29 protein-coding genes and 1 riboswitch are annotated in these 25,984 nt (G+C 48.6%); of the genes, 16 read left to right on the plus strand and 13 right to left on the minus strand.

Annotated elements, in window-relative coordinates:
* Positions 1–84 precede the first annotated feature (84 nt).
* Positions 85–1,251, minus strand: coding sequence for a PepSY-associated TM helix domain-containing protein (locus ABD031_RS09265; protein ID WP_343850629.1), 1,167 nt, complete (start codon positions 1,249–1,251; stop codon positions 85–87).
* A complete protein-coding gene (locus ABD031_RS09270; RefSeq protein ID WP_343850630.1) occupies positions 1,251–3,632 on the minus strand; it encodes a TonB-dependent siderophore receptor in 2,382 nt (793 codons plus the stop codon). Before ABD031_RS09270 ends, ABD031_RS09265 begins: the two co-directional genes overlap by 1 nt.
* 416 nt (positions 3,633–4,048) lie before the next feature.
* Between ABD031_RS09270 and ABD031_RS09275 the strand changes: the two genes are divergently transcribed.
* Both ABD031_RS09275 and ABD031_RS09280 read left to right on the plus strand, forming a co-directional pair.
* Positions 4,049–5,503, plus strand: coding sequence for a PhoPQ-activated pathogenicity-related family protein (locus tag ABD031_RS09275; protein ID WP_343850632.1), 1,455 nt, complete (start codon positions 4,049–4,051; stop codon positions 5,501–5,503).
* Positions 5,504–5,581: 78 nt separating this feature from the next.
* Positions 5,582–6,106, plus strand: coding sequence for a DUF6157 family protein (locus tag ABD031_RS09280; RefSeq protein ID WP_343850634.1), 525 nt, complete (start codon positions 5,582–5,584; stop codon positions 6,104–6,106).
* 59 nt (positions 6,107–6,165) lie between these two features.
* On the opposite strand, the gene ABD031_RS09285 is transcribed toward ABD031_RS09280, so the two are convergent.
* On the minus strand, positions 6,166–6,705 hold the full coding sequence (locus tag ABD031_RS09285; RefSeq protein ID WP_343850736.1) for an IS982 family transposase: 540 nt from the start codon (positions 6,703–6,705) through the stop codon (positions 6,166–6,168).
* 235 nt (positions 6,706–6,940) lie between these two features.
* On the opposite strand from ABD031_RS09285, the gene ABD031_RS09290 reads away from it, so the two are divergent.
* From ABD031_RS09290 to ABD031_RS09305, 4 genes are all read left to right on the plus strand, one after another.
* Positions 6,941–7,378 carry a GNAT family N-acetyltransferase gene (locus ABD031_RS09290; protein ID WP_343850636.1) on the plus strand — a complete coding sequence of 146 codons (438 nt, stop codon included), beginning with the start codon at positions 6,941–6,943 and terminating at the stop codon, positions 7,376–7,378.
* A gap of 21 nt (positions 7,379–7,399) precedes the next feature.
* The gene (locus ABD031_RS09295) at positions 7,400–7,774 is read left to right on the plus strand and encodes a VOC family protein (protein ID WP_343850638.1); all 375 of its coding nucleotides are present in this window, start codon (positions 7,400–7,402) and stop codon (positions 7,772–7,774) included.
* Positions 7,775–7,926: 152 nt separating this feature from the next.
* Positions 7,927–8,154 (plus strand): hypothetical protein, encoded by a 228-nt coding sequence (locus tag ABD031_RS09300; RefSeq protein ID WP_343850640.1) that lies wholly within the window; start codon positions 7,927–7,929, stop codon positions 8,152–8,154.
* Between the two features lie 155 nt (positions 8,155–8,309).
* Positions 8,310–8,903, plus strand: a complete 594-nt coding sequence (locus ABD031_RS09305) for a dihydrofolate reductase family protein (protein ID WP_343850642.1) — start codon at positions 8,310–8,312, stop codon at positions 8,901–8,903.
* On the opposite strand, the gene ABD031_RS09310 is transcribed toward ABD031_RS09305, so the two are convergent.
* Positions 8,900–9,388 carry a hypothetical protein gene (locus ABD031_RS09310; protein ID WP_343850643.1) on the minus strand — a complete coding sequence of 163 codons (489 nt, stop codon included), beginning with the start codon at positions 9,386–9,388 and terminating at the stop codon, positions 8,900–8,902. The two genes, ABD031_RS09305 and ABD031_RS09310, sit on opposite strands and share 4 nt — an antisense overlap.
* A 249-nt stretch (positions 9,389–9,637) precedes the next feature.
* Between ABD031_RS09310 and ABD031_RS09315 the strand changes: the two genes are divergently transcribed.
* From ABD031_RS09315 to ABD031_RS09330, 4 genes are all read left to right on the plus strand, one after another.
* Complete coding sequence (locus ABD031_RS09315; RefSeq protein ID WP_343850645.1) at positions 9,638–10,090, plus strand: DUF1569 domain-containing protein; 453 nt, start codon at positions 9,638–9,640, stop codon at positions 10,088–10,090.
* Between the two features lie 159 nt (positions 10,091–10,249).
* Complete coding sequence (locus ABD031_RS09320) at positions 10,250–10,696, plus strand: nuclear transport factor 2 family protein (RefSeq protein ID WP_343850647.1); 447 nt, start codon at positions 10,250–10,252, stop codon at positions 10,694–10,696.
* Positions 10,697–10,806: 110 nt separating this feature from the next.
* The gene (locus ABD031_RS09325; protein ID WP_343850649.1) at positions 10,807–11,970 is read left to right on the plus strand and encodes an MFS transporter; all 1,164 of its coding nucleotides are present in this window, start codon (positions 10,807–10,809) and stop codon (positions 11,968–11,970) included.
* Positions 11,971–12,189: 219 nt separating this feature from the next.
* The gene (locus ABD031_RS09330) at positions 12,190–13,044 is read left to right on the plus strand and encodes an SRPBCC family protein (protein ID WP_343850651.1); all 855 of its coding nucleotides are present in this window, start codon (positions 12,190–12,192) and stop codon (positions 13,042–13,044) included.
* A gap of 53 nt (positions 13,045–13,097) precedes the next feature.
* Here ABD031_RS09330 and ABD031_RS09335 read toward each other — a convergent pair whose 3' ends face one another.
* Genes ABD031_RS09335 through ABD031_RS09355 form a run of 5 tightly spaced genes read right to left on the minus strand, consistent with a single transcriptional unit; the run spans position 13,098 to position 16,413 of the window.
* Positions 13,098–13,655: a pyridoxamine 5'-phosphate oxidase family protein gene (locus tag ABD031_RS09335; RefSeq protein ID WP_343850653.1), complete on the minus strand. Its 558-nt coding sequence runs from the start codon at positions 13,653–13,655 to the stop codon at positions 13,098–13,100.
* Positions 13,656–13,707: 52 nt separating this feature from the next.
* A complete protein-coding gene (locus tag ABD031_RS09340; RefSeq protein ID WP_343850655.1) occupies positions 13,708–13,998 on the minus strand; it encodes a Trm112 family protein in 291 nt (96 codons plus the stop codon).
* Positions 13,995–14,627 carry a thiamine phosphate synthase gene (locus tag ABD031_RS09345; protein ID WP_343850657.1) on the minus strand — a complete coding sequence of 211 codons (633 nt, stop codon included), beginning with the start codon at positions 14,625–14,627 and terminating at the stop codon, positions 13,995–13,997. The genes ABD031_RS09340 and ABD031_RS09345 overlap by 4 nt, the downstream gene beginning before the upstream one ends.
* Positions 14,624–15,688, minus strand: coding sequence for an AIR synthase family protein (locus ABD031_RS09350; protein WP_343850659.1), 1,065 nt, complete (start codon positions 15,686–15,688; stop codon positions 14,624–14,626). The genes ABD031_RS09345 and ABD031_RS09350 overlap by 4 nt, the downstream gene beginning before the upstream one ends.
* A complete protein-coding gene (locus ABD031_RS09355) occupies positions 15,688–16,413 on the minus strand; it encodes a class I SAM-dependent methyltransferase (RefSeq protein ID WP_343850738.1) in 726 nt (241 codons plus the stop codon). Before ABD031_RS09355 ends, ABD031_RS09350 begins: the two co-directional genes overlap by 1 nt.
* A gap of 44 nt (positions 16,414–16,457) precedes the next feature.
* Positions 16,458–16,551: riboswitch (TPP riboswitch) on the minus strand.
* A 156-nt stretch (positions 16,552–16,707) separates the two neighbouring features.
* Here ABD031_RS09355 and ABD031_RS09360 point away from each other — a divergent pair.
* The 6 genes from ABD031_RS09360 (at position 16,708) to ABD031_RS09385 (ending at position 21,759) form a co-directional block, all read left to right on the plus strand.
* Positions 16,708–17,790, plus strand: a complete 1,083-nt coding sequence (locus ABD031_RS09360) for a serine hydrolase domain-containing protein (protein ID WP_343850661.1) — start codon at positions 16,708–16,710, stop codon at positions 17,788–17,790.
* Between the two features lie 113 nt (positions 17,791–17,903).
* Complete coding sequence (locus tag ABD031_RS09365) at positions 17,904–18,893, plus strand: DNA cytosine methyltransferase (RefSeq protein ID WP_343850663.1); 990 nt, start codon at positions 17,904–17,906, stop codon at positions 18,891–18,893.
* Entirely contained in the window at positions 18,841–19,431 is a 591-nt protein-coding gene (locus tag ABD031_RS09370) for an HNH endonuclease (protein WP_343850665.1), read from the plus strand. Before ABD031_RS09365 ends, ABD031_RS09370 begins: the two co-directional genes overlap by 53 nt.
* Positions 19,432–19,624: 193 nt before the next feature.
* On the plus strand, positions 19,625–20,938 hold the full coding sequence (locus ABD031_RS09375) for a sulfatase family protein (RefSeq protein ID WP_343850667.1): 1,314 nt from the start codon (positions 19,625–19,627) through the stop codon (positions 20,936–20,938).
* 144 nt (positions 20,939–21,082) lie between these two features.
* The gene (locus ABD031_RS09380) at positions 21,083–21,340 is read left to right on the plus strand and encodes a DUF6364 family protein (protein ID WP_343850669.1); all 258 of its coding nucleotides are present in this window, start codon (positions 21,083–21,085) and stop codon (positions 21,338–21,340) included.
* Positions 21,340–21,759, plus strand: a complete 420-nt coding sequence (locus ABD031_RS09385; RefSeq protein WP_343850671.1) for a type II toxin-antitoxin system VapC family toxin — start codon at positions 21,340–21,342, stop codon at positions 21,757–21,759. The genes ABD031_RS09380 and ABD031_RS09385 overlap by 1 nt, the downstream gene beginning before the upstream one ends.
* Positions 21,760–21,784: 25 nt before the next feature.
* On the opposite strand, the gene ABD031_RS09390 is transcribed toward ABD031_RS09385, so the two are convergent.
* The 4 genes from ABD031_RS09390 to ABD031_RS09405 all read right to left on the minus strand — a co-directional run bounded on the left by ABD031_RS09390 (position 21,785) and on the right by ABD031_RS09405 (position 25,936).
* Positions 21,785–22,612 carry a cyclase family protein gene (locus ABD031_RS09390; RefSeq protein ID WP_343850674.1) on the minus strand — a complete coding sequence of 276 codons (828 nt, stop codon included), beginning with the start codon at positions 22,610–22,612 and terminating at the stop codon, positions 21,785–21,787.
* Between the two features lie 173 nt (positions 22,613–22,785).
* The gene (locus ABD031_RS09395) at positions 22,786–23,853 is read right to left on the minus strand and encodes a glycoside hydrolase family protein (protein ID WP_343850676.1); all 1,068 of its coding nucleotides are present in this window, start codon (positions 23,851–23,853) and stop codon (positions 22,786–22,788) included.
* Positions 23,854–23,925: 72 nt separating this feature from the next.
* Entirely contained in the window at positions 23,926–24,774 is an 849-nt protein-coding gene (locus tag ABD031_RS09400) for a sugar phosphate isomerase/epimerase family protein (RefSeq protein ID WP_343850678.1), read from the minus strand.
* A gap of 145 nt (positions 24,775–24,919) precedes the next feature.
* Positions 24,920–25,936, minus strand: coding sequence for a ThuA domain-containing protein (locus ABD031_RS09405; RefSeq protein WP_343850680.1), 1,017 nt, complete (start codon positions 25,934–25,936; stop codon positions 24,920–24,922).
* Between the last annotated feature and the right edge of the window lie 48 nt (positions 25,937–25,984).

Below are 25,984 nucleotides of genomic sequence, written 5' to 3' on the forward strand. Positions count from 1 at the left end.
CAGTGGATTTTGTGATTCCCCATACCTAACCCAAGAGCCCGTACTGAACTTCTGATTGGTAGCTCCACATAAAAACCTGATTTCTCAGGCTTTTACATAGGTTTCTTGAACGGCTGTTTTATTGGGCCTCTGCTTTTTCCCCTTGTACTTCCTCCCCCACCAGATCATAAAACCGGTCACCGGAAGTGAGGCAATGATAGCACTGAGAAAAAAGGCCAGCAGTTTCCCGGGAAATCCCGCAATCGCACCGACGTGAATGTCATAGTTCATTCTGTTGAGCTTGTCTCCAAAAGTGGCTTCGTGAAATCTTCCCCACACGTGATCCACCGGCAGCTCCTCCAGCGTGTATTGGTCAAAATAGCGGTAGTCGGTCTTCCAGTAGGTCGAAGCATCCGGATTGGCATTGGCAGCGATAGACCCATGCTCGTACTCAGGCGGATGAACCTCGATCCATTCTGCCTGCGGATACTCAGCCACCATTTTCACCCACACCTGATCCAACGCGGGTGCACTTGTAGGGTTGAATTGGGTGGAGTCCGACACCGGAGCATAATATTCGACGAATTTTTCACCGCCTGTGGTAGCTGCATAGAGCCCGTCTCTGAACCAGATAAATCCCCAAACCAAACCGGTGACAGCAAATATCAGGGCAAAAGTCATCACATAGAAACCCAGCACCTGATGGAGATCGTAGTTTTTTCGTCGCCAGCGGGCACTCCACTTTACAGTCAAACTTTGCTGAAGGTTCTTTTTCTTTCTTGGCCACCATAGAATCAATCCCGAAATGACCATCACCAAAAATATTAGGGTAAATGTGGCAACCACCGGCTGACCGATCTCAATCGGAAGCCATAGGTAAAAATGCCCATCGAGGATGAATCGGAAGAAGTCTGCATATTCATCCTTCAACCTCAAAACTTCTCCGGTATAGGGATTGATATACGCGATTTTGTAATGATCGAAACCCTCTCCGTAGCTGAAAAATATCGCTTGGACGGACCGATCCCGTGTGGGATAAAGAACAGCATGAAGATGACCCTCCGGGAACGCATTCTGGGCGATTTCGCTGATCTGACTGGGAGGCAAGACCACCCCTTTTTGTTGTTCAACGAAAAGAAACGAGTAGGTTAGATCCTTGATCTCGGTCTGAAAGGCATAGATACATCCTGTCACTGCCACTATAAAAACCACCAGCCCGGATGACAGTCCGAGCCAGAGGTGAATTTTTCCAATCCATTTTTTTAAATCCATCAGAATCGATAGTTGAGACTAAGTGATACATTTCTTGGGTTCTGTGGAGTCACAGTGGACCAACCCGAGTAGTACTTCTCATCAGACAAGTTGTTAAGTTTCAAAGCCAGTAAATACTGTGCGCCCGAGTAGGACAGGGAGGCATTGAAAACCTGATAGGCAGGCAGCGTGAAAGTGCCGGTTTCGGCTCTGTTGATGGTCAGGTATTCACTGGCAGTATTCCCACCAAAGCCTAATCCAAACCCTCTAAGTGCTCCCTGGGAAAAAGTATAGCTCGTCCAGAAATTAACAAGATTTTCCGGACCGGCTTCCTCAGGTCTCAATCCCAGATATCCGTCTTCTGGATTGTCTTTGGTGACCACAGCGTCGTTTTTGGAGAATCCCGCCACAATGTTCCAGCCGGTGGCAGGAGAAGCGACCAGAGAGAGTTCGAAGCCCTTGCTCTCTACCGCACCGCCTTGGATTGAATTGTTGACATTGTTGGGATCAGTCATCACACGGTTACTGACAGTAATGTTATAGTAGCTGGCAGTCAACGAGATTTTTTCCTGATACAGGTTGGTCTTTACCCCCAACTCATATTGATTTGCATGCTCTGGATCAAAAGCCATCAATCTGGGATTGGATCCGTCGATATCGCTGACCTGCGCCGGAGCCACGTTGACGAATCCGTCCATGTAGTTTCCAAAGACCGACACCTTGTCTTTGATCGGTTGATATACAAACCCGAACTTGGGAGAAACAGCTGTCTGGCTGTTGACCTCATCTGTTGACCAGTAGGCGGTCTGGCCACTGAATCGGTCTACTCTCACACTCGCCATCACCGAGAAATTTGGCAACACTTCGATCACATCAGAGACATAGGCACTCAAGATCTCATTTTCGGCAGTAGAGTTTCCTTCAAAAGACCCAATAAGCAGGTCGTCTACGCCGGCCTTGGTCAGGTCACCCGTGTCGTTGCCATCTTCGAGGGATACGATCCCGTTTCCCACCCAGCCACTGCTGCTGTTTCTGATCTGAGACTGGAAATAATCCACCCCGATCACGATCTTGTTTTTTAGGAAACCCAGATCAAAGGTTCCAATGAAATTTTGCTGGATGTCCGTGGTCAGCGTCTGGCCATTTCTATTCGAGATATATCTCAGAAAATCGTTGCCGTTGCTTTGATCCCAGAGGTATTGATAGTAACCATTTGTCTTGGTCATACTTCTGGAGATCGCGGTTTGGGAAGTCCATTTGTCCGAAAGTTTGTAAAAAGCCTGCGCTTGGATGGCGTAGGTGGTATTCTGGATAGTGAGCTCGTCGCTGGTAAATGAGTTGTTATAATTCCTGTCAAAAAGCTCCATGGACTTGAAAGAAATAGGCGCATAACGACTCAAAAAGATCATGGGGGCATTGGCTGATTGTGAACTCAAGAACTCCGTATTGATCAAAAATGTCAGCCTTTCGCTGGCCTTGAGTTTGAAAGAAGGTGCCACGAAAAAACTCTCTCTCCCACCGGCATCCTGAAAAGAACTCTGAGACTGGTAGGCAGTATTCACACGCATCGATGCCTGCTCAGTGAGGGGTACATTGATATCCCCGGTCAGTCTGTTCAAGCCAAAGCTCCCGGTAACAAATCCGACTTCTCCTTTGAACTGGTCCATGGGTTTTTTGGTCGTGATATTGATCAAACCTCCATAGGAAATCAGCGGGCTGCCAAACAAGGTACCCGATGGGCCTTTGATTACGTCGATGGTTTCAACATTTGCAGGATCCAAAGAGCCATTGTTGACGCTGGGTAGACCATTTACCATCGAAGGCTGCACGGCAAATCCTCTCATGGAGTAAAACTCTGCCCCATCACCACCACGTCCGGTTGACTCCCAAAGTCGGGTGACACCTGTAGCATTTTTCAAGGCATCGTTCATGTTGGTCACGACCTGCTCTCTCAGGAGTTTTGAAGAAATGGAATTGTACACCTGAGGGTTTTCCAAGTCTTTTAGCGGAAGTTTTCCCACTGTAAAAGAGCTGTCGGAATAGAATCTGTTGCTGGATAAATCCGATACAATAACTTCCTCCAGTGCGGTGGAGCTCTCGGACAGGGTAAAATTCAATGTGATCAATTCGCCTGCAGCCAGAGTGACCGTCTGCTCCTGCTTCTCTGCTCCTACTAGGGAAGCAAAGATAGTGTAGGTGCCCGGCTGGATATTTTTGATCTCGTAGTTACCCAATCTATCGGTTGAGTTCCCCTTGGAAACACCTTTGAGCCCAACATTTACGAATTCGATAGGTTTTTTATCGGAGGTCGTTACCTGGCCTTTGAGGCCTGCATTCTGGGCATACGCAGTGCCAAGGGCTAAAAAAAAGAAATTACAATAGAGTATAAGTTTGCTGTTCATACGGTCGGTTTTTCATTTGACAGCACAAACCTATTAAGTAGAATCATTCTAAACAAGCTATTTAGAAATAATCCAAATAAATTTTAATTCCCGTTATTCTCAGCTTTCTTTTGTCAAAAGAGTGAGGGGATTCGAAGATAAAATCGGTGAGTTCACGGCATCCCTCGATTACCTCGAATACTAGGCTAAAATCTGCTGAAAAGCTGATAAACATCCCGCAAAATTGTGAAGACCTCTATTCGGTATATCTCAAAACGGGAGGATTAGAATTGAATTTCCTGAAAAAACGATCCAAGAGATAGCCGACAACCGCTCAATTTTCTCCATTCAATAGTCTTATTTGAGCAACTGAGGGTTTTGTAGTAGACGTCTTTTCTGTTTACATTTTAAAAATCAAAAAAAAAACCATCGCACCCATGAACAAACCAAAACTCCTCCCCTTGCTCAACTGGGGAGCATTGATTTTTAGCACCTTGCTCTTCATCTCCTGCGAGAAACCCGCTGAAAAGGTCGCAAAGCCTGAAACCAGATCCTCTACCCTGCTCAAGGACTATGTTCATGCTCCGGATTCTACCTTTCGCTATGAGATCGTTTACCGGGAAGCCGGAGACAAGGCCGATTATCTCGTATTGAAGATGTACTCTCAGCATTGGCTGACTCCCGATATCGTTGATCAGACAGAATGGTGGCATTGGGTTTCGATGGTCATTCCAAAGGACACTCCGCATGAGACCGGTATGCTATGGATCAGTGGAGGAAGTACCAACTCCAAGATGCCAGAAAAACCGGATGAACTGATCCTTGCGGCGGCTACTCAGACCAATTCAGTAGTTGCCAAGATCCATAATGTCCCTTTCCAGCCGATCACCTTTGCAAATGACACATTTGGAGAGCGGTATGAAGATGAGATCATTTCCTATGGATGGAGAAAGTTTCTCGAGGGCGGTGCAAAGGACGAAGACGCGATCTGGTTGGCTCGCTTCCCGATGACCAAAGCGGCCAAACTGGCCATGGATGCCGTCACAGCGGTAGTAAAATCCGAATACAGCAAGAATGTGGATCATTTTGTGGTGGGCGGAGCTTCCAAACGTGGCTGGACAACCTGGACAACAGGCGCTGTCGACGACCGTGTCGTCGCCATTGTTCCTGTGGTGATTGACATGCTCAACATGGTTCCTTCCTTCCAGCACCACTGGAAAAACTACGGATTCTGGTCTCCGGCGGTAGAGGACTATGTGAGAGAAGGCGTCATGGATTGGATGGGCACGCCAGAGTTTGACCGAATGGTGGAAATCACCGAACCTTATCACTTCAGACAAGACTTCGTCAACAAACCTAAGCTGCTGATCAGCGCAGCAGGCGATGAATTTTTTCAGCCGGACAGCTGGAAGTTTTATTGGGATAGTCTTCCGGGGGAAAAGCACGTCATGTACGTCCCCAATTCCGGACATGACGTCGGCGATTCAGATGCGCTTCCGAACATGATCTCCTTTTACTCCTCTATCCTGAACGACACTAAACGACCCGACTATTCCTGGAAGATCGAAGGTGATAAGATCCTGGTAAAAACCAATCCTGACAACAAGCCGGTTTCAGTCAAACTCTGGTCGGCGCTCAATCAATTTTCCCGAGATTTCAGGATCGATGTATTCGGACCAAACTGGGTAGCCGAGGACATCAAAATGCCTGAAAACGGGGAACTGGAAGTGCTGATGAAATCTCCCGAACAAGGGTACAGGGGCTATTTTGTGGAGCTGACTTACGGAGGAGCTACTCCGCTGAAGGTCACCACGGGCATCGATGTCTTGCCGAGAACATATCCTTTTGAGGATTTCGTGCCAAAAAGGAACGCAGCAGCGGAAGTAAATTGAAGATCCAAAATTTAGAAGCTTCCAATTGGGATAAAGTCGAGTTTTCTAAACTGAAAAAGTGTAGGAAAACCGTCTGAATTGAATAGGTATACTATTCTATCGAAAGGTAAAGGTTGCCTCGCTAGAAGACATGCGAACGTAGCTATCAAAGCCCAAACCGGAACCTACAAAACCATCACAAATGAGGATAAAATGAAAGTACACACGACAAATTACTTTGACATCTTTATTGAAGTGGCCGAGGACACCAAAGCCGACCGCGGCACCATTCCCCCAACCAAGGCTAGCAAGACAGTCGCCGAGATGCAGTATGAGATGATCAGCAAAAATCCTTATAAATACACCTCTGACGACATCCTCTTTCAGGTCTTTGCCGACCGAAAAGATTTATCAACAGCAGAGTACAATGAGGCAAGGGAGGAATTTTTCTCCAAAGGACAGGCGTGTTTCCGAGCTTCCCCGCTTACGAAAACTTACGGCTTCGGTGTACATAGCGACAGCAAAGGGAGACTGGCGCTAGTGGGAATGGAAACCGAGGAATACCAAAGATTTCTATCGGACACAAATGTTAAAAAGTTAAAGGCGATGAAATCGAGCAGATAGGGGAGACTAAGTCTATCCGACGTCACTGCGATTGCAATCATAAATAACGTGAGTTCGGGTTAAGCACAAAGAGATAATTGCGGAGAAGATAGATCAAATTCGATATTCAGTGAGGGTTTCTTAGGAAAAAAACAGTAGGCAGTCTGGACCCCCAAGATATTGACCAGGAAGTTGTTGCCCGATCTGTGACAGGTGTGTTCGAGTTTGCACCTGTTTTTGAGTTCATCGTTTACAAACTCGATGATGGCTCTTTTTCGCAGCAGAATCCTGTCGTTGGGCGAGATACTCTGGTTTTTCATGTTCTTTTTCGGTGTGGCGATGAGCTGGACACCGTTGCCGAAAAGCAAGTCGGAAAAGGCTTTCGCGATGTAGCCTTTGTCTCCGTAAAGCTTTCCAAATAGGTTTTCAGTCATGGACTTCATCAGCTTTACGTTTCGGTAACCCACGTTTCCTTTCGTAAGATAAAAGGATAAAATTTCTCCTTTTTTGTTGATTATCAGGAGCAATTTGAATCCAAAAAACCACCCTAGCGAATACTGACTCCGTTCGGCAATTCCTTTGAAGATCTTAGCTGGTGGATTCTCCGGTTGTGGCAGGATCTCAGCGGGTGGAGTCCACTAAGCTTATTCCTGTGACACTTCTCAAGCCTTTGAGTTTTAGAAAAACCATCAGGGGAATAGCCTTGAAGCTCAAGGAAGCGGCTGTAAGATTAGTTATGATTCGGGAAGGTGTTTTTGTATTTCGGAATTGAAATCGATTATCCCGAACTCACGTTAAATAAGTTGCACACCGATTTCCTAAATTCGAAGTTTTCAGCTATCCAAAACTACAGTAATGAGCATAGGCAATATCAAAAAAGAAGAATATCCGGAAGTCGTTGATCTTTGGGAAGCCTCAGTCCGGGCGACCCATGATTTTTTGAAGGAAGAAGACATCGCCTATTTCAAGCCTTTGATATTGAACACTTATTTAGATGCGGTGGAATTGCGCTGCGTAAGAAACGCGGAGGGCAAGATCCTCGGCTTTTCCGGAGTAGCCGAAGGGAATCTGGAGATGCTCTTTATTCACCCGGACTACCGGGGACAGCAGATTGGCAAAATCCTGCTGGATTTTGCGCTCCAGCACCTCGGGGCAAAAAAAGTCGACGTAAACGAACAGAACGGTCAGGCTTTGGGGTTTTATCGTCACTTCGGCTTTGAAGTGATCGGACGCTCCGAACTGGATTCCAGCGGCAAGCCCTACCCCATTCTGCACATGGAGCTAAAGAACTAAGACATTCAAACCCAAAACAACATGCACAATGCATTTCAGGCGGGCATCAACATCGCCATCAAAATCCCCAAAAGCAAGTACGAGAAAACGGTAGCCTTTTACCGGGATATCCTGATGCTGGAAGTCCGTGAAGTTCCCATCAGCAATCCTACCGTCTCCCGTACGCACGAGGTGAAGTTTGGCGCTAATGTCGTCTGGCTGGACTGCGTGGATAACTACACGCATTCGGAGACCTGGCTGCAACTCACCGTCCCCGATGTCGAAGAAGCGACAAACTATCTGCTGTCCAAGGGAGTCGAAACCTGCGACGAGCTCGAGGAAATCCCCCAAAACATGCACTGGATCCAAGACCCGGCAGGCACGGTCTTCAACTTGCAAAATCGGGAAGCCAAGTAGCAAAAACCAGCTCCGGGAAAACTCTGCGCCCTTTGCGTCACTGCGGAAAAAAATCACGACCTGCACAACAAAGGTTAATAATCCAGCTTCTGAAGAAGCAAGACAGCCAATTTGAAGTATAATGACTCTGCGACTCCCCACCTCTGCGAGAAATGAAAATCTCTCGCAGAGCTGCCAAGACGCAAAGATCCAGCCCTCTCTATCCGCGAAACCTCCGCGCACTTTGCATCACTTTCGGTAAAAATCAGCTCGAAGCGATCTTTTCCAACCCTCAACTGGCTTTGCCGAAACCTGAGATCTTGCCTCTTTCCCACCACCGGAGATACGATCGTCTTCCTTCGGGCCACAAAGTTCCTGGTCTCTACAGGCCAAACTATTAGGAAAGTGTTCGAAGATAAAATGGTAGCCACGAATTTTTAACTTTCACTCCTCGAGTTTCAGCACTTGACGTAAAGCACCCGGACATTGCCGCATTTACCTAGTAGAAAAGCGGAAGAATTTCTGAGCTTTATTCACTGCCAAATTCCCGAAAACGATGAGAAAGATCCTTGTTCTTGAGTTCATTACCCTGGATGGAGTCATCCAAGCTCCGGGCGGACCAGAGGAAGATCCATCGGAGAATTTCAAATATGGCGGTTGGGTGGCACCCTACGATGACGAAACCTCGGGCCAGATGATGGAGACACTCTTGAAACCTGCCGACCTTCTTCTAGGCAGAAAGACCTTTGAGATCTGGGAAAATTATTGGCCAAAACACGTCGAATACTGGCCCACCATCAATGAGGTCACCAAGTACGTACTCTCCCACACCAGAGAAAAATCAGACTGGGAAAACTCAGTTTTCATCGAAACTGTGTCAGACATCAAAAAAATCAAATTTTCAGAAGGATTGGATATTCACGTTTGGGGCAGCAGCGAAGTCGTGCAGATGCTACTCAGGCATGAGTTGGTTGACGAAATGTGGCTGATGATTCACCCGGTGATTTTGGGCCATGGCAAAAGGTTGTTTGACGACCGCGCAAACGCAAGCGCGTTTACCCTCAAAGAAAGTATCGTAACACCCAAAGGAGTAATCATCGCATGCTACGAACGGGCCGGAGAAATCAAAACGGGGCGGGTCGGAACTTAACGAATATTGGAAATGCTATTCTTTGCCGTGTCGTGCTTGGTCTTCATGATGTCACTGATTGCCTCATAGCTCCTGTTTTCACTCTGCATTTGTTGTTGTAGTTGCAGGTATTGAAGGTTGAAGGAAATTTGGGTTTCCTGTAGCTGCTTCGCAGCGAAACCCGCAGGTGACAGCGACTTTCCCTTTTTCGATGACGTCGGAGTAAGCGCGGAATTTACTCCATCGTATATCGATTCAACCTTCTCAAGACTTTGGATCAGATTCATCTGCCTCGAGTCAAGCTCTTGCATTTTTTCGAGTAGATCCAGCCGCTCTTTCTCCATCTGTTTCAGTTCCTTTCGGATTTCCTTGAACTCTGACTCTGCCTGTTCGAAGGCCAATACCTTGGCTGTTACCTCTGGATCATTGGTGGAGGCTACCTGCGCAGCTACCACGTTGCTTAGGAATAGGGCCAGCGCCAAGCAGGCCAATAGTTCTATTTTCATAATCTATTTTTTGACGAAACTTCAATTCTCCTTGGAGAGTTTCTCCAGAGAACACGTTACCAATTGTTAATAGCAGGAAATTATGCCTTTGCTCCCCGAACTTCCACTTCCCAGAGAACAATTCCAAAAATAATTATGAACTAAAAAACAACGTTGTACAACATAAAGAGTTTTGTTTCTGGCGCTATTGTGGCTAATTTTTAGACGAATCTATTCTTGTCTTACTCAGATGATCCATCGCTTTTATTCATGAAAACAATTTTCGACCCCATGATCAGAGCAAAACTGATTGAAAGAATTGAGCAGATCAGTGAAAAAAACAGCGCTGTCTGGGGAAAAATGAATATTCACCAGATGCTGAAGCACAATACCTACTGGAATGGCTGGGTGCTCGGGACAGATCCGCATACTTATCGACAGGAGTGGTTGGGGAAAATTTTCGGGAAAATGGCGCTGAAGAGCATGATCAAAAACGAAAAACCTTTTGACAAAAACATCCCGACTTCGGCGCAGTTCAAAGTGAAAGACACCAGCTGCGACCTAGAGTTCGAAAAGGCCAAATGGATCTTATTGGTGAAGGAGTACGAACGTTTTCACAACCCAAACTTCGTCCATGATTTCTTCGGTAAGATGTCCAAAGAGCAAATCGGAATTCTGGCTTACAAACACTCTGACCATCATTTGAGGCAGTTTGGAGCGTAGTGCCAACCGCCTTCTTACATCACCACCAAAATCCTTCGACCTCCCTTTGCAATGGCTCAAATCCAATAAAAAATTCGAAACCAAAAAGAGGGTTCCTCCAGATCCAAACGAAAGTAAAAAAGTCTAACTCTTAAATCAGTCCTTCCAAAATCAATTTCCATGAAGAAATCAATAAGCTTACTGGCTCTTTTTTTCACCCTCATCTACAGCTACGCCCAGGCCCAAGATGCCCAGGAAATCATTCAACTGGACTTGGCTTGGGAGAAAGCAATCTTCGACTCCAATGTGGAGTTTTTTGAAAACACTCTCGCCGAAGACTTTGTCTGGGTCCACAATCACGCGGGCACGATCGACAATAAAACAGCCGCGGTCAACAGGGCAAAACGCCTCCGCGATGGTCAAAATGACACCACCAAAAGCCGAGTTTCTCGGGACCACAAGGTAATCTTCCTTGGCAATACCGCCGTAATTACCGGATTTACGGTGGTGGATCGGCCCCCAAGCCCGGTAAACTACCATTTCATGAGAACCTATGTCAAGGTAAATGGCGAATACAAACTCTTGGCAAATCATACCATGGCCGTGCCTGATGAGGAGGTGAAATAGTTTTTTGTCAACAGTCCATGGACGACAGCCGACGGCCAAATTCGGTCTCCTGGCACCTCAAGCATCTTTGCGCTCAGAAGAAGTAAATCACTTTCTCAGAAGATCCTGCTTTGAAAAAAATCCTCCTTCTCCTCGTCATCTATTTGGCTTTTATCAGCCTCGGTCTTCCCGATTCCCTCTTGGGAGCTGCATGGCCTGCCATGTTTGGAGATCTTTCGGTTCCGGTGGATTACGCGGGGATTCTTTCCATGATCGTAGCAGCAGGCACGGTGGTTTCCAGTCTTTTCAGCGGAAAGGTCATCGACAAATTCGGAGTCGCACCCGTCACCACGGCAAGTGTTCTGATTACTGCATTAGCCTTGATGGGTTACTCCCAATCACACCATTTCGGTTACCTCTGCCTTTTGGCGATTCCCCTCGGTTTGGGCGCGGGAAGTGTGGATGCCGCGCTCAACAACTACGTCGCACTGCACTATCAGGCTCGACACATGAACTGGCTTCACAGCTTCTGGGGAGTCGGCGCGGCGATCGGGCCGATCATCATGGCAAGTCACCTGGCAAAGGGAGAATCTTGGTCAAATGGCTACCAAACAGTCGCCTGGATTCAGATTGGCTTGGTGGTGATCTTGCTGGCCGCCCTACCGCTCTGGGTCAGGGGAAAATCAGAAAAATCGGCGCATCAGCAGGCAAAGTCTCCCGGCATCATATCATTGCTCACCACGCTCCCGGGACTCAAACAAGCCTTGTTGGTGTTCTTCTGCTACGGTACCCTCGAGACAAGTTTTGGACTTTGGGGAGCCAGTTACCTGGTGTTTGAGCGAGGCTTCGAGGCCGATCAAGCGGCGAGGTTCGTCTCCCTGTACTTTCTGGGCATTACCCTCGGTAGGTTTTTCTCAGGCTTTCTAACCAGCCATTTCTCCAATCGTCAATTGGTTTATTTGGGACAGGGCGTAATTGGCGTTGGGATTCTGATGCTGTTTCTCCCGTTTTCCGCCACGATCCTACCCGGATTTTTGCTGATCGGACTGGGTTGTGCGCCGATCTTCCCCAGCCTTCTGCACGAGACCCCGGTCAACTTTGGGAAACAATATTCTCAATCCATCATGGGCATGCAGATGGCCAGCGCCTACGTGGGCATTACGCTGATGCCTTTTCTGTTCGGAAAAATGGCCTTCTTTACCGGCCAAGGCTTTTTGCTGGCCTTTTTGGGGATTTTTCTGGGGCTGATGTTTTTGTTCACAAAGATGCTGAACCAGTCGGCAAAAGCTCGGTGAGACAGGCTTGGAAATTGGAAAACGCCGTTCAAATTAAATCTCTATTTTTAGAGGAAAATCATAGTTGTACTCAAAGCCTCAATCCCAGCAGATGGGATGTTCTGAAAAATGACGCAAAGCCAAAAAGCCTTACTTCTTGCCGTTGTCATTCCAACTATCTATGGCCTGATTCTTCGATTTCTATTTGGACTCGACGAATGGAATGAAATTTTCGGAATAATGACCCTTACTTTTTTGATTGTACTCCCCGGAATCATGGGGATTCTGACTGTATATTTCTCCCCAATTGACAGCATTAGAAAAACCGAATATCGCGTACTAGCTCCATGGGCACCCGTCTTCCTACTTCTTATCATTACGCTACTTTTTTCGATTGAGGGGTGGGCATGTTGGCTGATGATCTTGCCCATCTTTTTGCTTATGGCCTCGCTGGGCGGGCTACTCGGAGGACACCTAAAATTGAAAAAATCAGAAAAAAAACTAAGCGTCTCTCTCGTTGTACTCCTACCCTTCTTATTTGGCCCTCTTGAAAGTCTGGTGGACTCGCAACCAACAACTTTCGTTGCCTATACCTACATCGACATCAAAGCTCCAGCGGACAAAATCTGGAATCAAGTGACCAAAGTCTCCGAAATATCACTTGAGGAAGACAAAGGCTACTTGACCAGATTTTTGGGATTTCCTCGTCCGGTGAAGGCAGAATTGATCTTTGAGGGAATCGGAGCTTATAGGTCTGCCATTTTTACCAATGGGTTAGTTTTCCATGAGACTGTCACAGAATACAAGGAAAATCAAAAAATGAGTTTCACGATTAAAGCCAATCCTCACGAAATCCCCTCCACTACTTTGGATAGTCATATAGTTATTGGCGGTGAATTTTTTGATGTTTTAAACGGAACCTATGAGTTGGAGGCTATTTCAAATAACTATTACCGTCTTCACCTCTCCAGCCAATTTCAAATGAATACCACTTTCAATTTCTATGCAGGCTGGTGGGGAAAACTTATTATGAAGGATATTCAAAACAATATTTTACAGGTTGAGAAAAAGAGAGCTGAGATGAATGTAAAATAGACAAAAAGCCAACAGTACAGTTAAGTCAATATAAAAGATCACTTTTATGACAGTCAGACTTCTCTTCGATCCGAAAATATCCCCGTCTCAAAACCGTCGATGCTTTGGGTATTTTTTCGCTCCCAATACTCCTCTATTCCCTGCCTTCCCTGCTTGCTTGACCATGCGTTGAGCGTCTCGCGTTCCTCCCTGAAGTCCATGAAGGGCACCGCAAAACCGCAGCTGGTTTGCACCAAATCCACCTCCATCTCGATGACTTGTCGGGAACCGGTGTTGGGTGGAAAGAGCCCGATATAATCCTCAAAACCCAGGTCTCTCTTATGGAAGATCTTGGCCTGTCCATAAAGACGGAGGATCAGGGGCTTGCCCTCAAAGGCGCAAAACATGACGGTCATCCGCGGATTGAGCAGCAGATGGGCCGCGGTCTCGTTTCCGCTGCCCGTCAGGTTGAGCCAGACGACTTTGTTGGGGCCGATCACCCGAAAGGAATCCGTGCCCTTGGGTGAGACATTCACACGCCCCTCGTCAGCAGCCGTACCGACGAAGAAGATCTTCTGGGCCGAAATAAAATCCCTCAGTTCTTCGGTAATGGAGTCCAGTTGCTTGCCCATATTTTTTTGATGTTTGTGAAAAATAGCGAATCAGCCCGCAATCGCCAAAGGCTTATTTACCCAGTTCCTTGTGTGCCAGAGGCTTTTCCAATCGAAAAGAATCCCGATCCACGTCCAGTTCCAGTCCCCAGCGTTTGAGGCTGGGCAGCTCCAGCGCCTTTTCCCGAAACTGATCCGGAGTCATGATGGGAATGCCGTAGATGATGGGAAAATACCGTTCGCAAGTCGGGCAATTCAGAATTCCCTCGATGATTTGTCGGTCTTCGGTTTCGTGAAAGACCTGCACCTGCAAGTCGCTTTTGTCAAAGGAGCAGCAGAGCTTATCCAATAATTTTCTGTTCATGGTTTGGATTTTAGTAGTTGTAGATAGGCGTTTGCGGCCTGTTTGGGATCCTCGGCACCCAAGATCCCGGAGATGACCGCGACTCCCTCGTAGGCGTAGGCATCGAGCTGGGGCAGGTTGTCGGGCCTGATTCCCCCGGAGAGAAAGATCGGCAGAACGGTGAGTTCCCTGGCCTTTTGGATGCTGGAGGGCAAAACCAGTTCGCAGGTATCGACCGAACTGGAGGGAAAGACGGAGCAAAAACTGATGTAGGAAAGCTGGTTTTTGTCCGCCCATCGGACGAGATCCAGGTCGTTTCCCACGGTAATCCCGAGAAGTTTTTCTGCGAAAAGCGGCCGGATTGCATCCCAGTTTTCGGGAATCCGATCCAGATGAACTCCATCCAATTCTGCCTCCAAAGCCAGCTCCAAATCGGCGTTGATCAGCACAGGCACCGCAAACTCCGAGGCTATGGTTTGGATCTTTTTGGACAGTTCAACTTTGTCTTTGTGGCAAAAAGTCTCCGGCCAATGGTTCCAGATCTGCACTAAGCCGACACCTCCCTCCAGTGCCTGTCTGAGACTTTTGAGCAGGGATTTTTCCTCCTGGACAGGATCCAGCACGAGATAGATTCCTTCTAGCTTCCTCATCGCTTACCTTCCTGAAATGCTTTGAAAAAGGCAGCCCAATACGGGTCTTTGCCGTCAAACTCTGCCTCAGAGATTTCCCCGTTTGCTTTTACAAGCAGCTTTTTCCGCTCCGCAGTAAATACTCCAATGGCAGTTGCAGGCACTCCATTTTCCGCCATGGCCTGAATCAATTTCTCCTCAAATCCAGCCGTCACCGACATCAGCATGGCTCCCGCTCCCACTGAGATCAGGGGATCGATTCCAAAGAGATCGGCTACTTTTTGAACCTCCTCTGGAACCGAGACTTTATCCGGCTCCAAGCGGAAGCCCAAACCGGAAGCGTCGGCCATCTCGATCAAGGCGCCCAGCACCCCGCCCTCAGTCACGTCATGCATAGCCCGCAGTTCTTGCCGGGGTTTCAGCGTGCCGGAAGCAATCAGCGCTTCCGGCAGCACAGAGAGTTTCCAGAAGTTGGCACTGGCCTTTTCCTGTAGTTCTGTTCCAAAAGCATCCCGCACACTTTGCGGAAAAGCCATAGCAAGCAGCGCCGTACTCGAGAGCGCCGCATGTTTGGTCAAGAGGATCACATCGCCCACTTGGGCCTGACTGCTGCTCAGGATTTGGTCCGCGGAAGCCTGGAGAAACATCGTTCCTCCCCCGGCGATGGTGGACTCCTGCCCCGGGATCTGCCCGGTATGCCCACCCGTGATCGCAATCCCGAGCTCCTCGCAAAGCGAATGGATATGTCCCCAGTATTCGCCAAACTGCTCCCGAGAAAGGCTGGGAGGCAGATTGAGGACAAACTGCGCAAACTGCGGTGCAAAGCCGGTGGTGCTCATGTCATTGGCCAGCAGGTGAACCGACAGCCACGCGGAGACTTTCATCCCCAAGCTAGGAATCAGCGAAAGCGGATCGCTGGAAACCGCCAGGGCGTGTCCACCACCCAAGTTGACAATCGCGGTATCCACCCCAAAAGCAGGTCCACAGCTCACCTCCGGCCGCTTCGCTCCGCAGAGATTCATCAAGTCTTCCTTGAAGACCTGGGCGTCCACTTTTCCCGAAAAATCCCCAAAAGCCGCCATCAGACGTCCAGGAGTTTGACATGAAAGCCGAAGAAGTCTCCATAAGGAACCTTCCACTGCTGCTTGGGAAACCACTTTGGAAGGCCCGTCGCATTCCAGTCAATGGTGTATTTCCGGTCGGGCAGCGCCTCCGCCACCAGGTCCTTGAGGGAGGCGGGCGTGTAAAAATGCGCCGTGGTGTAGTAGTTGTTTTTCCCAAAAGCCTGCTGCACGCGGCGGCGGATCAGCTTGGGCGTGTTGCGGTTCATCATCCCAAAGATGATCCCGTACTTGCCCACACGCACGGCTTCACGGATCACCGCCACAGGGTTTTGGTAGTATTCGAAAGTCGTCACGAAAGCCAGCGCGTCGAAAGAATGATCCTTGAAAGGCATGTTGTGGGAGTCGGCCAACACCAAATCCCCGCCAAAGAGCTGCACGCCCTGCGCGAGCATGAAGGGAGAGATGTCGCCGCCCGTGGCCTCCAGGCCTATCTCGTGCCACCAGCGGGTGAAGCGTGTGGTGCCACAGCCAAACTCCAAAAGGGTTTTCACGCGATCATCTTGCTTGATGAGGCCTGCCAGCGTCTTTTTTTGCCAGACTTCCTGCTCCTTGTAGGGGCCTTCGTAGTACTGCTCGTAGTGGTCGGTGTCGTCGCGGTTGAAAAACCACTCCTTCCTCCCCTGCCAAGTGCGCAGCTTTTCGGGAGCCACCTCGAATGTTTCTTGTTTGATCAGTTCGCTCATTGGTCTAAATGTTAGACCTGAATGCATCCAGAAAAGGTATAAAGGCGGACGCCTTTGACAATTCCTACGCTGGCATTATCCAGATCAGGTATTCGGGTATGATCTCAGCCTTTCAGTAAGGCACCCCGTTGTGTTTATTTCTTGGCCAAATATAGGGCTGTATTTGGTTTCGCCAACAGTCGAAGGCCCGCCGTCCACCGTACTTGTCAAAAAACCGACTTCGAAAGGCCCATGGAAAATGGTTTTGAAAGAAATTCGCCTAGACGTATATTTTGGCAAGCTCAAACCCAAGCCATGAAAGTCCTTCTGAAATCCGCCTGCGTCTGCTTTTTCCTTTTACTCTGGGAAAAAAGTCCAGCCCAAGACTTCCAGCAAGCCCTGAATTCTGAACTCAGCGAAAAGATGCCTGGGATTCTTTTTACCATCGAGTCGGGTGACGAAAAGCTCTCTTGGAGCGGCGCGGCTGGTCTGGATGACATCACAAAGAAAGACTCCCTGAGTCCCGAGCAAACCTTCCGCATCGCCAGCGTCACCAAGACCTACGTGGCCGCCAGCATCCTCAGACTGATGGAGAAAGGCAAATTGACCCTAGACGACCCCATATCCAAGCATCTCTCGGAAGAGCATGCCGCGATACTTTCCCAAGATTATGATGTGGACAAGATTACCGTCCGGCAGATCTTGAGGCATTCCGCCGGTCTCTTTGACCATACCCACGCGCCGGAGTTTTTCGACATCATCCTCCAAACTCCAAGCCATGAGTGGACCCGCACCGAGCAGTTGCGCATGTGTGTGGAAAAAGGCGAACCCATCGACCCTCCCGGTCAGCAGTTTAGCTACTCGGACACCGGCTATGTGATCCTCGGGGGCCTCATCGAGCGCTACACCGGCAAAAGCCTGGACGCCGGAATCAAGGAATTGTTGGGATTGGAGAAGCTTGGGCTGGCGCGAACCGACTTTGAGCGGGTCGATCCCGCCACGGACAAGCTGCGCATCCATCAGTACTTTCAGGGCATGGATACATATGGCTTCAGCCCTACCATGGACTACTTCGGCGGCGGGGGATTTCTCTCGACTACTCAGGAGTTGGTAGACTTCTTTCAGGCGCTGTTTCAGGGGAAAATCTTCGAAAATCCAGAGACGCTACAGCTTATGCTGGAACCCGTCACCTATACCGAAAAAGCCCAAATGGACTATCAGATGGGTATGTACAGGGTGAAAGTCAATGGGCTGGATGCGTATTGCCACTCGGGTTTCTGGGGCACGCAAGTACTCTATATCCCCGAGCTGGATCTCTATCTCGCCGCCAATTATTCCGCAGGATGGAGAGGAAGCGCGGTAGCGCCGATTTTTGGGAAGATTTTGGAGGAAAAGTAGTAATCAAATTCCTAGATCCGCCCCTACGTAGCGAAATAAATCCTTTAGTCCCCAATCGCAAGCACAATTAAATTTCATTTGATGCCAGACCTCAAAATCGTACCTTTGGTCTAATGGACTCGATTTTAAAATCAATTGAAATATGTGCTGGGGCAGGCGGTCAGGCGCTGGGCTTAGAGGAGGCTGGTTTTGAGCATTTGGTTCTTGTAGAGATAGAAAAGCCGGCATGTGACACTCTCAAGTTCAACAGACCTGACTGGAATGTCCAAAATATGGATGTACATTTTTTTGATGGAACCCCATATCGAGAATTGGACGTAGATCTACTTGCTGGAGGTGTGCCTTGCCCTCCCTTTTCAGATGCTGGCCTAAAGCTAGGCGACAAGGATGAGCGCGATTTGTTTCCAGAAGCCTTGAGGCTGGTGAGCGAGATTAATCCCAAAGCCGTCATGCTAGAGAACGTAAAAGGTTTATTCAATAAAGATTTTGATAACTATAGAAATAGTATAGAAAAGTGGTTGAACGATCACGGATATGAGACGGATTGGAGACTTATAAATTCCTCAGACTTTGGAGTTCCACAGCTCCGACCAAGAACCATCCTCATTGCGATGAAACCAGAATATTTCAAACATTTCCATTGGCCGCACAAAAAAATAAAGCCAAAGACAGTGGGAGAGGTGCTTTATGAAGACATGTCATCTCAAGGCTGGCTATTTGCTGAGCGTTGGAAACAGCTTGCAAATGACATTGCTCCAACTTTAGTTGGAGGATCAAAAAAACATGGAGGAGCAGACTTAGGGCCGACAAGAGCCAAAAAACAGTGGGAACAACTTTTCGTCGACGGAAAAGGCCTGGCAGACGCTCCACCTGTTAACGGTTATGAAGGCATGCCCAGACTGACTGTCGGCATGGCCGCCAAAATCCAAGGATTTCCTGCTGAATGGCAAATCACTGGTAAAAAGACACCTGCATACAGACAAGTGGGAAATGCATTTCCCCCACCAGTCGCCAAATCAATAGGAAACAATATCAAAGAAGCAATCATAAATGGTCGAAAAGAGCAAAGGAGCCAGGGCAAAGCTGAGGGAGTTTTTTCTTGAAAACATCGGAATAAAACTTGATTCCAATACCCTTAGAGAAGTAGCTGGAATCAGTGAATGGGCAAGAAGGGTAAGGGAATTAAGAAATGAAGAAGGGCTTGAAATCTTAACCCACAATGACCGAAGTGACCTAAAACCTGGGGAATACTTATTGATAACGGCCAAGCCTAAGCCTTCGTTTGAGAGAAGCATATCTAAAGAAACCAGAGCATTCGTCCTTGACAGGAACGGATTTACTTGCCAAATGTGCGGAGCCGCAGCCGGAGAACCCCACCTTTTCGACAATGGAAGAGTGACTAGGCTCCATATAGGCCATATTATAGACAAGTCTATGGGAGGAACAGACGACCGAGGCAACCTACGAGCTATCTGCTCTGTCTGCAATGAAGGCGCTTCCAACCTAACTCTAAATCGACCTGATACCATCAAACTTATAGCTCAAGTAAGAAGAGCCCCTAGCTCCGATCAACTGGATGTGTTAAAATGGCTTGTGGGAAAGTTTCCAAAACAAGCGGAAGAAATTCTTGGTAGAACTTAACAACAAAATTGTAAGTAAGTCCAGTCTGGAGTTGGCACAACTCCAGAACACAATATATCATTAACTCACTTCCCCACCCCCGCAATCATCCTCAATGGTTCGCCCCTTCCGTCCTTGATCGTCATGGGAAGTGCGGTAGCGACGATTTTCGAAAAAATTCTGCTTGAAACCCAAACACTCTAAATTCAATTTGATGACTTATCGACTTACACATTTCTGGCTTCGCCTTCTTTTTTTGGGATTGCTTGCCTTTCCTTTTTCCCTAAAAGCTCAGGACAAGAAACCCAATATCATCCTCATCATGGCCGATGATCTTGGTGTGGAAACGATCGGATCTTACGGAGGCACCTCCTATTCCACACCTTTTATAGATGCCATGGCCGAGCAAGGCGCGCAGTTCGAAAACTGCTTTGCGCAGCCGCTCTGCACCCCCACGAGGGTACAGCTCATGACCGGGCAGTACAATGTGAGAAACTACACCCAATTTGGCCAGCTTGATCGCGGAGAAAAGACCTTCGCCAACCTTCTCAAGGATGCGGGATACAAGACCGCCATCGCCGGAAAATGGCAGCTCGGCAAGGAAGCTGACTCGCCCCAGCATTTCGGCTTTGACGAGTCCTGCCTCTGGCAACAGGTCTTGGGCGCAACGGATGAAAATGGATTTGACACGCGCTACTCCAATCCAGTATTGGAGGTCAACGGAGTTGCCAAGCAGTTTGACGGGGGACAGTTTTCGGCAGACGTCAACAGCGATTTTTTGATCGATTTTATGGAAAGGAATCGGGATCAGCCCTTTTTCCTCTACTATCCGATGATCATCACCCATTGTCCCTTTGTCCCAACGCCAGACTCCAAAGACTGGGATCCCAGCAGTCCTGGCTCCCCTACCTACAAGGGCGACGCGCAGTACTTTGGGGACATGGTCGCGTACATGGATAAGACCGTGGGGAAAATCCTGGCCAAGGTGGATGAACTCGGCCTGAGCGAGGAGACCATCATCATCTTCACCGGAGACAACGGCACCGACGTACCCGTAGTCTCCCAGTATCGGGGACAAGCCTACGTTGGCGGCAAGTCCCGCACTACCGACAATGGCATCCACGTTCCCTTGGTGGTCAAGTGGGACAGTCACATCTCCCCAGGCACTCAGAGCGAGGATCTGATCGACTTCAGTGACTTTCTGCCAACCCTCCTGGATCTAGCCGGGGTCAAAAGCCCAAAGGCGCTTCCCGTAGACGGCGTGAGCTTTTTGCCCCAGCTGATGGGCAAAAAAGGAAACCCAAGGGACTGGGTATATTTCTGGTATTCCAGAAATGGAGATATGGAAAGCCTGAAGGAGTTTGCCAGAAACAAGGAATATAAGCTCTACGCCACGGGTGAGTTTTACAACATCCAAAAGGATTGGGAGGAAAAGCAGCCCCTCGCCATGGATCAATTGGATCAAGCGGACAGAAAAGCCCATCAGTCTTTGGAAAAGGCATTGAAGAAGTTTGAGGGGATTCGGTAATCGACCGACTCTTCGGTATCGAGCTCAGAATGTTAGCGAACGATACCCCGAGGCAAAAATCTGCTGTCCTAACAAAAATCGGAACACAGTGTATTTTTTACGTATAAAGTATAGACATTAGTACGTGCAATAATTTCAGCGGTCATGGACACTAAACTTACCCTAAAGCTTGACAAAGAGGTCATTGAAAAGGCGAAAAAGTATGCTTCTGGTCAAAAAAGGAGTCTTTCTGGCTTGATCGAGTCCTACCTGAAATCTCTTATCAACACGGATCCGACCAAAAAATCGGACGGAATTGAAATTTCTCCCTTTGTAAAAAGTATGCAAACAGGAGTCAAACTCCCTGCGGACTTGGATGAAAAAAATGCTTACCGACATCATCTTTCCGAAAAACACAAGTAATGGAAAGGCTGTTTTTAGACACCAATGTTGTCGTGGATCTGCTTGGAGAGCGAGAACCTTTCTATGAATCTGCCGCAAAAATCGCTTCCCTTGCAGACAATGGAAAGATCGAATTGGTTGTTTCAGCCTTGACTTATTCCACGGTCTTCTATCTACTTTCCCGATATGAAAATCAATCCATCGCAAAAGAGAAAATCAGAAAGTTTAAAGTGATTGCCCAGACTGCGGATCTGACAGACACCGTTCTGAACAAAGGTCTTTCCTCCAATTTCTCGGACTTCGAGGATGCACTCCAATACTATTGCGCGGTCAGTTCCAACTGTACCCTCATTATCACCAGAAATGGAAAGGACTTTAAGGAATCCGATATTCCTGTGTTGACTCCAGACGAATACCTGAACTCGCTACATAAAGTCTGACGCTTTCATTAACATCCCAAATCCCTCACAATCTCCCAACCCCCGCAATCACCCTCAACGGCCCTCCGCTTCCCCCTTTGATCTTCATCGGAAGTGCCACGACATAAAACCCGCTTGCGGGCAACTGATCCAGATTAGCCACATTTTCGAAGCCGGGGATATTGTGTCCCATCAGCACCTGATGGGCCGCAAAATCCTTGGATTGCCCAAAGTCTAGGCTCGGCGTGTCCAAACCCACCGCATTGACCTTCCTTTTTTCTGCCAAAAACTGGGCAGCCTCGGGATGAATCCCCGGAAAATGCAACTCCAGGATCGCCTCCAGGCCCATCTTGGCTGTACCAAAGTATTTCTCCCGATCAGGGTAAAACTTTCCATAACCTGTACGAAACAGGACGATGCTATGCTCGGGGATTTGTCCGTTTTCCTTTTCCCAGGCCAAGATCGCCGCGGTATCGATCCGATAATCCCGGTCTACAAGCGCCAATTCGCTCACGTCGATCAGGACAGCCGCTCCGGTCAACTGATCCAGGCGAAGTTCGTCGAGCTTCTGTCCCTTCTCAGAAAAATGGATAGGAGCATCTAGGTGCGTGCCCCCATGTTCGGGGGTGGAAAGGCTGTAAGAGGAGTAAAAATAGCCACCCTCAGTCATCCCTTCCGCCTCGGCCTCCAGCTCAAATCCCGTGGGATTGTTGGGCCAATAGAGTGTAGCGGAGTCAAAAGCATAGCTCAGGTCGATCCATTCCAAGCTGGCGAGACTCGCCAGTGGATCAGCAGTTTTGGACTCCTCGGGAGCTTGGCAGGAAACAGTCCATGCCGTTAACATGAGAACAAAAAGACAAAGGCTAGGTCGCATAGTAGAGGGGATTAGCGTGGCTTTCGAAGGAAATCCCGCGAAGCCAAAGGGACATCAGGCCTCAAAATAAAAAACTTTAGTCAGAAAAACTCCCACATTCTGACGCTTCGAAGCTCTCCCCACCACGGAGAAAACAAATCCCATTTACTGACCTATAAACCTCCCTTTTCGGCTCAGTTCTCGGGCTTCAAAGGCAGGCAAACCACATAAGACTCCTCGCCGTCCTTGATCGCAAAGCCAATCATCTGCACGACGCCGTTTTCCTCATAGACAAAAGGTCGCTCCAGGCGTTGGGGCTTGAGCACAGATCCATCTTGCATAGGAATGACCTTGTCCATCAATTTAAACTCCGTCGCCTTGCTCCAGTTGATCCCATCGGGCGAACTCACCAGACCTATGAAATGCTCGGTGGAGTGGAAAATCCCGTAGTAATAGCCCCTCGACTCGTCGTACCAAAGTGACATGTCTTCGGTATCCAAGTAGTCGATGACCGGCTTGGGCTGAATCACAAAGTCCCCGTCCGGCCGCTCACTAATCGCCATGGCTTGGTTTCTCACAAATCCCGTCGCATTGGGTTTGTCTCCCTTCACGATCAGGTAGTAGCGCCCGTCCTTCCCCTGAGTGATTGCCGGGTTGACGGTCAAGGTAGTGATCGGCCCGCTCGGCTCGATCAAAGGCCCATCTTGACGAACCCAAGGCCCATCGAGGGATTCTGCCACCGCGACTCCGGTTCGCTGGTTGGGGCGAAGAATCTTCCAAATAGGATGCTGGTATCCCGTATGGCTAGTTTCCAGCAAATCCTCTTCCGAGTAGTCCATATCTTCTCCCAAGTTGGTGGAGATATAATAGAGGTAATACTTTCCCTCATAGAATCGGATCTTAGGATTATGCGCCGTTATGGCGTCCCAATGTCCTTTCCCTCTTCCTTTCAAGACCGTTTCCTTGTATTCCCAAGGTCCTACCAGACTGTCAGCTATCGCATGGGCGACTTCGGAGTAGACCAGCCATCCGGTAAATTTGGAGGATTTTGGCCAGCGGGAATAGAACAGATGGTATTTGCCATCCTCACCTTTGACGATCGAACCGCACCAGTTGAAATAGCCTTCGGTATTGAAGATATTTTCCGGCCCGACGGATAAAATGCGCTCGGAAAGCTTGAGATCATCCTGAGCCGAAAGGCGACCGACCAGCAAAGAGAGGATAAGGACGCCTAGGATTTGGGTAAAAATATTCAATTTCATAATTTACTTTTTACTGAAAAGCCCTCTTTGGGGGAGGGCTTCTTGATTTTTTATTCCAAAAATCTTTGGGGATCATTGATGCTTTTCCAACATCCCCTTGATCAGCTTGTAGCCATTCTCTGCCATATCCCAAGGCTCGGAGAAATTTCTCCATACACCAATCGAATTGGCAAAGGCAGGATCATTTCGGGTGAAGCCCTCGATGGTCAGCCAGCCGGAGTAGCCTACTTTTTTGAGCGCCGCGAAGGTCTCGTCAAAGTTCACATGACCCGAACCCGGAGTTCCCCGGTCGTTTTCAGAGATATGGAAATGCCCCAATCGAGGTGCGATCAGCTCGATGGCAGCACCCAGCTTTTTCTCCTCCATGTTCGCGTGATGGGTATCAAACATCGCCTGCACGTTGGGATGGTTGACCTTTGCCAGCAGGTAGTCGAGCTGCTCCATGGTGTTGGCCAGGTAGCACTCGAAACGGTTGAGTGCCTCGGCTGTCAAAAGAATCCCCAGCTTTTGGGCATAGTCGCCCATCTCATGCAGGACTTCAGCAGACCAGTTGTATTCATCTTCTTCGGGAGCGCGGGAGGCAAAGGTGGCAAATGCCGAATGGAATGGTCCGCAAAGCACTTGGGAATTCAGATCCGCCGAACGATCCAAAACCCAGCGCAACCTTTCTTTGGACTTCTCACGAATTTTCGCATCTGGAGAGATCGGGTTTTCTTCCGGACTCAATACCGTCACGGTAGTCACTTCCAGACCGATATCCGCGCAGTGTTTCCCCACCAGTTGGAAAGACTCCTCAGGGGATCCCCCCACAAAAAACTCTGCCCCATCGTATCCGATCGTCTTCAATCGGTCAAGGACAGGCAGCAAATTCTCAGACATCTCTGCTGACCAAGCCAGCACATTAAATCCTATTTTGTTCATTTCTATCAATCAAAAATTTCAACCTCCCACTTCTTCATTATTCTAAATTCGGCATTCGATATTCGATATTTCTAAATTTTTAAATAATGAATATCGAATGACGAACCTCGAAGTGTATTGATACTTAAATCTAGCTACTTGCTACTTATTTAAAATCTGCCACTTTCATCCCTTTTCTGAATGTATCAAAGCCAAACATCGTCGGCGAGTAGCTTCCCACCAAGTCCACATTCAGCTCGGGAGTGACGGCTTCCGGCATTTCCAACAGCCAAAAAGAGGCGTTGAGCACCAAGCGGCGAAGGTCCTCGCTCTGGAAGCCCAGGGATGAACCTATGGTCGAAGCGAAGGCCATTCCCTGCTTGCCTCCCTCGATCTGATAGGGCTTGGTCCAGGCGATTGGCATCACGGATTTTTCCCACATCAGCGGGGCTTTGTCGTCCATTCCGGCGGTAGACTGTCCATAGAGCAGGACTTGCGCTTCGGCCGGCAGGCTTTTGATCCCATACACGTCTTCGGGCACCCAGATGTCATCCACACCGCGTAGGACGGGATGGTCGTTCATCAGCTGTACTCCGTCGAGAAGCGCGCGGGTACCCTCCTTGCCGTGCTTACCGTGGTGGTTGATCCAGGTCTCCCCAAAGATCCGCTTGCCAAAGCCCTGTTCCCAACCGGCTTCTTTGCCGTTCCAAGCCCATTTAGCATAGGGAGACGCTTTGTCTTTGGAGTAGGCAAAAGCATGGGTGGAGGTTCTCAGACCGATGATAGGTTTACCGGCTTTCAGGAAGTTCTCGATGTACTTGCTTTGTTCGTCGGGCAGTTCACGAAAGCGGGTCAGCATGATCATCAGATCGGCTGTTTCGAGGTGCTCGAGTCCGGGGATGTTGTTCTGGAAATTCGGGACGATGTCCCCGCTGCCCGGTTCGATCGGAAACAAGACAGTGGTCTTGAAGCCGTGGCGTTCGGAGAGGATCTTGGCCAGCATGGGCATGGACTCCTCGGAGCGATACTCGTCGTCACCGGCTACCAGCACGACGTGCTTGCCTTTGCCGGGGCCTTCTTTTCCCTCGTATTGGAGAAAAGTCTTGCCGTTTTGAGCGCAGGCTACCAGGCTAAAAGAAGCAAGTAAAAAACTGAGGGTCAGTATTTTGAAAATTGATGACATAGGTTAAAATGATTTAGATGGAATTCCAAGCTTCAAAATAGACCTTTT

Origin of the sequence: Algoriphagus jejuensis (genome assembly GCF_039523455.1) — a bacterium.
Lineage (GTDB): Bacteria > Bacteroidota > Bacteroidia > Cytophagales > Cyclobacteriaceae > Algoriphagus > Algoriphagus jejuensis.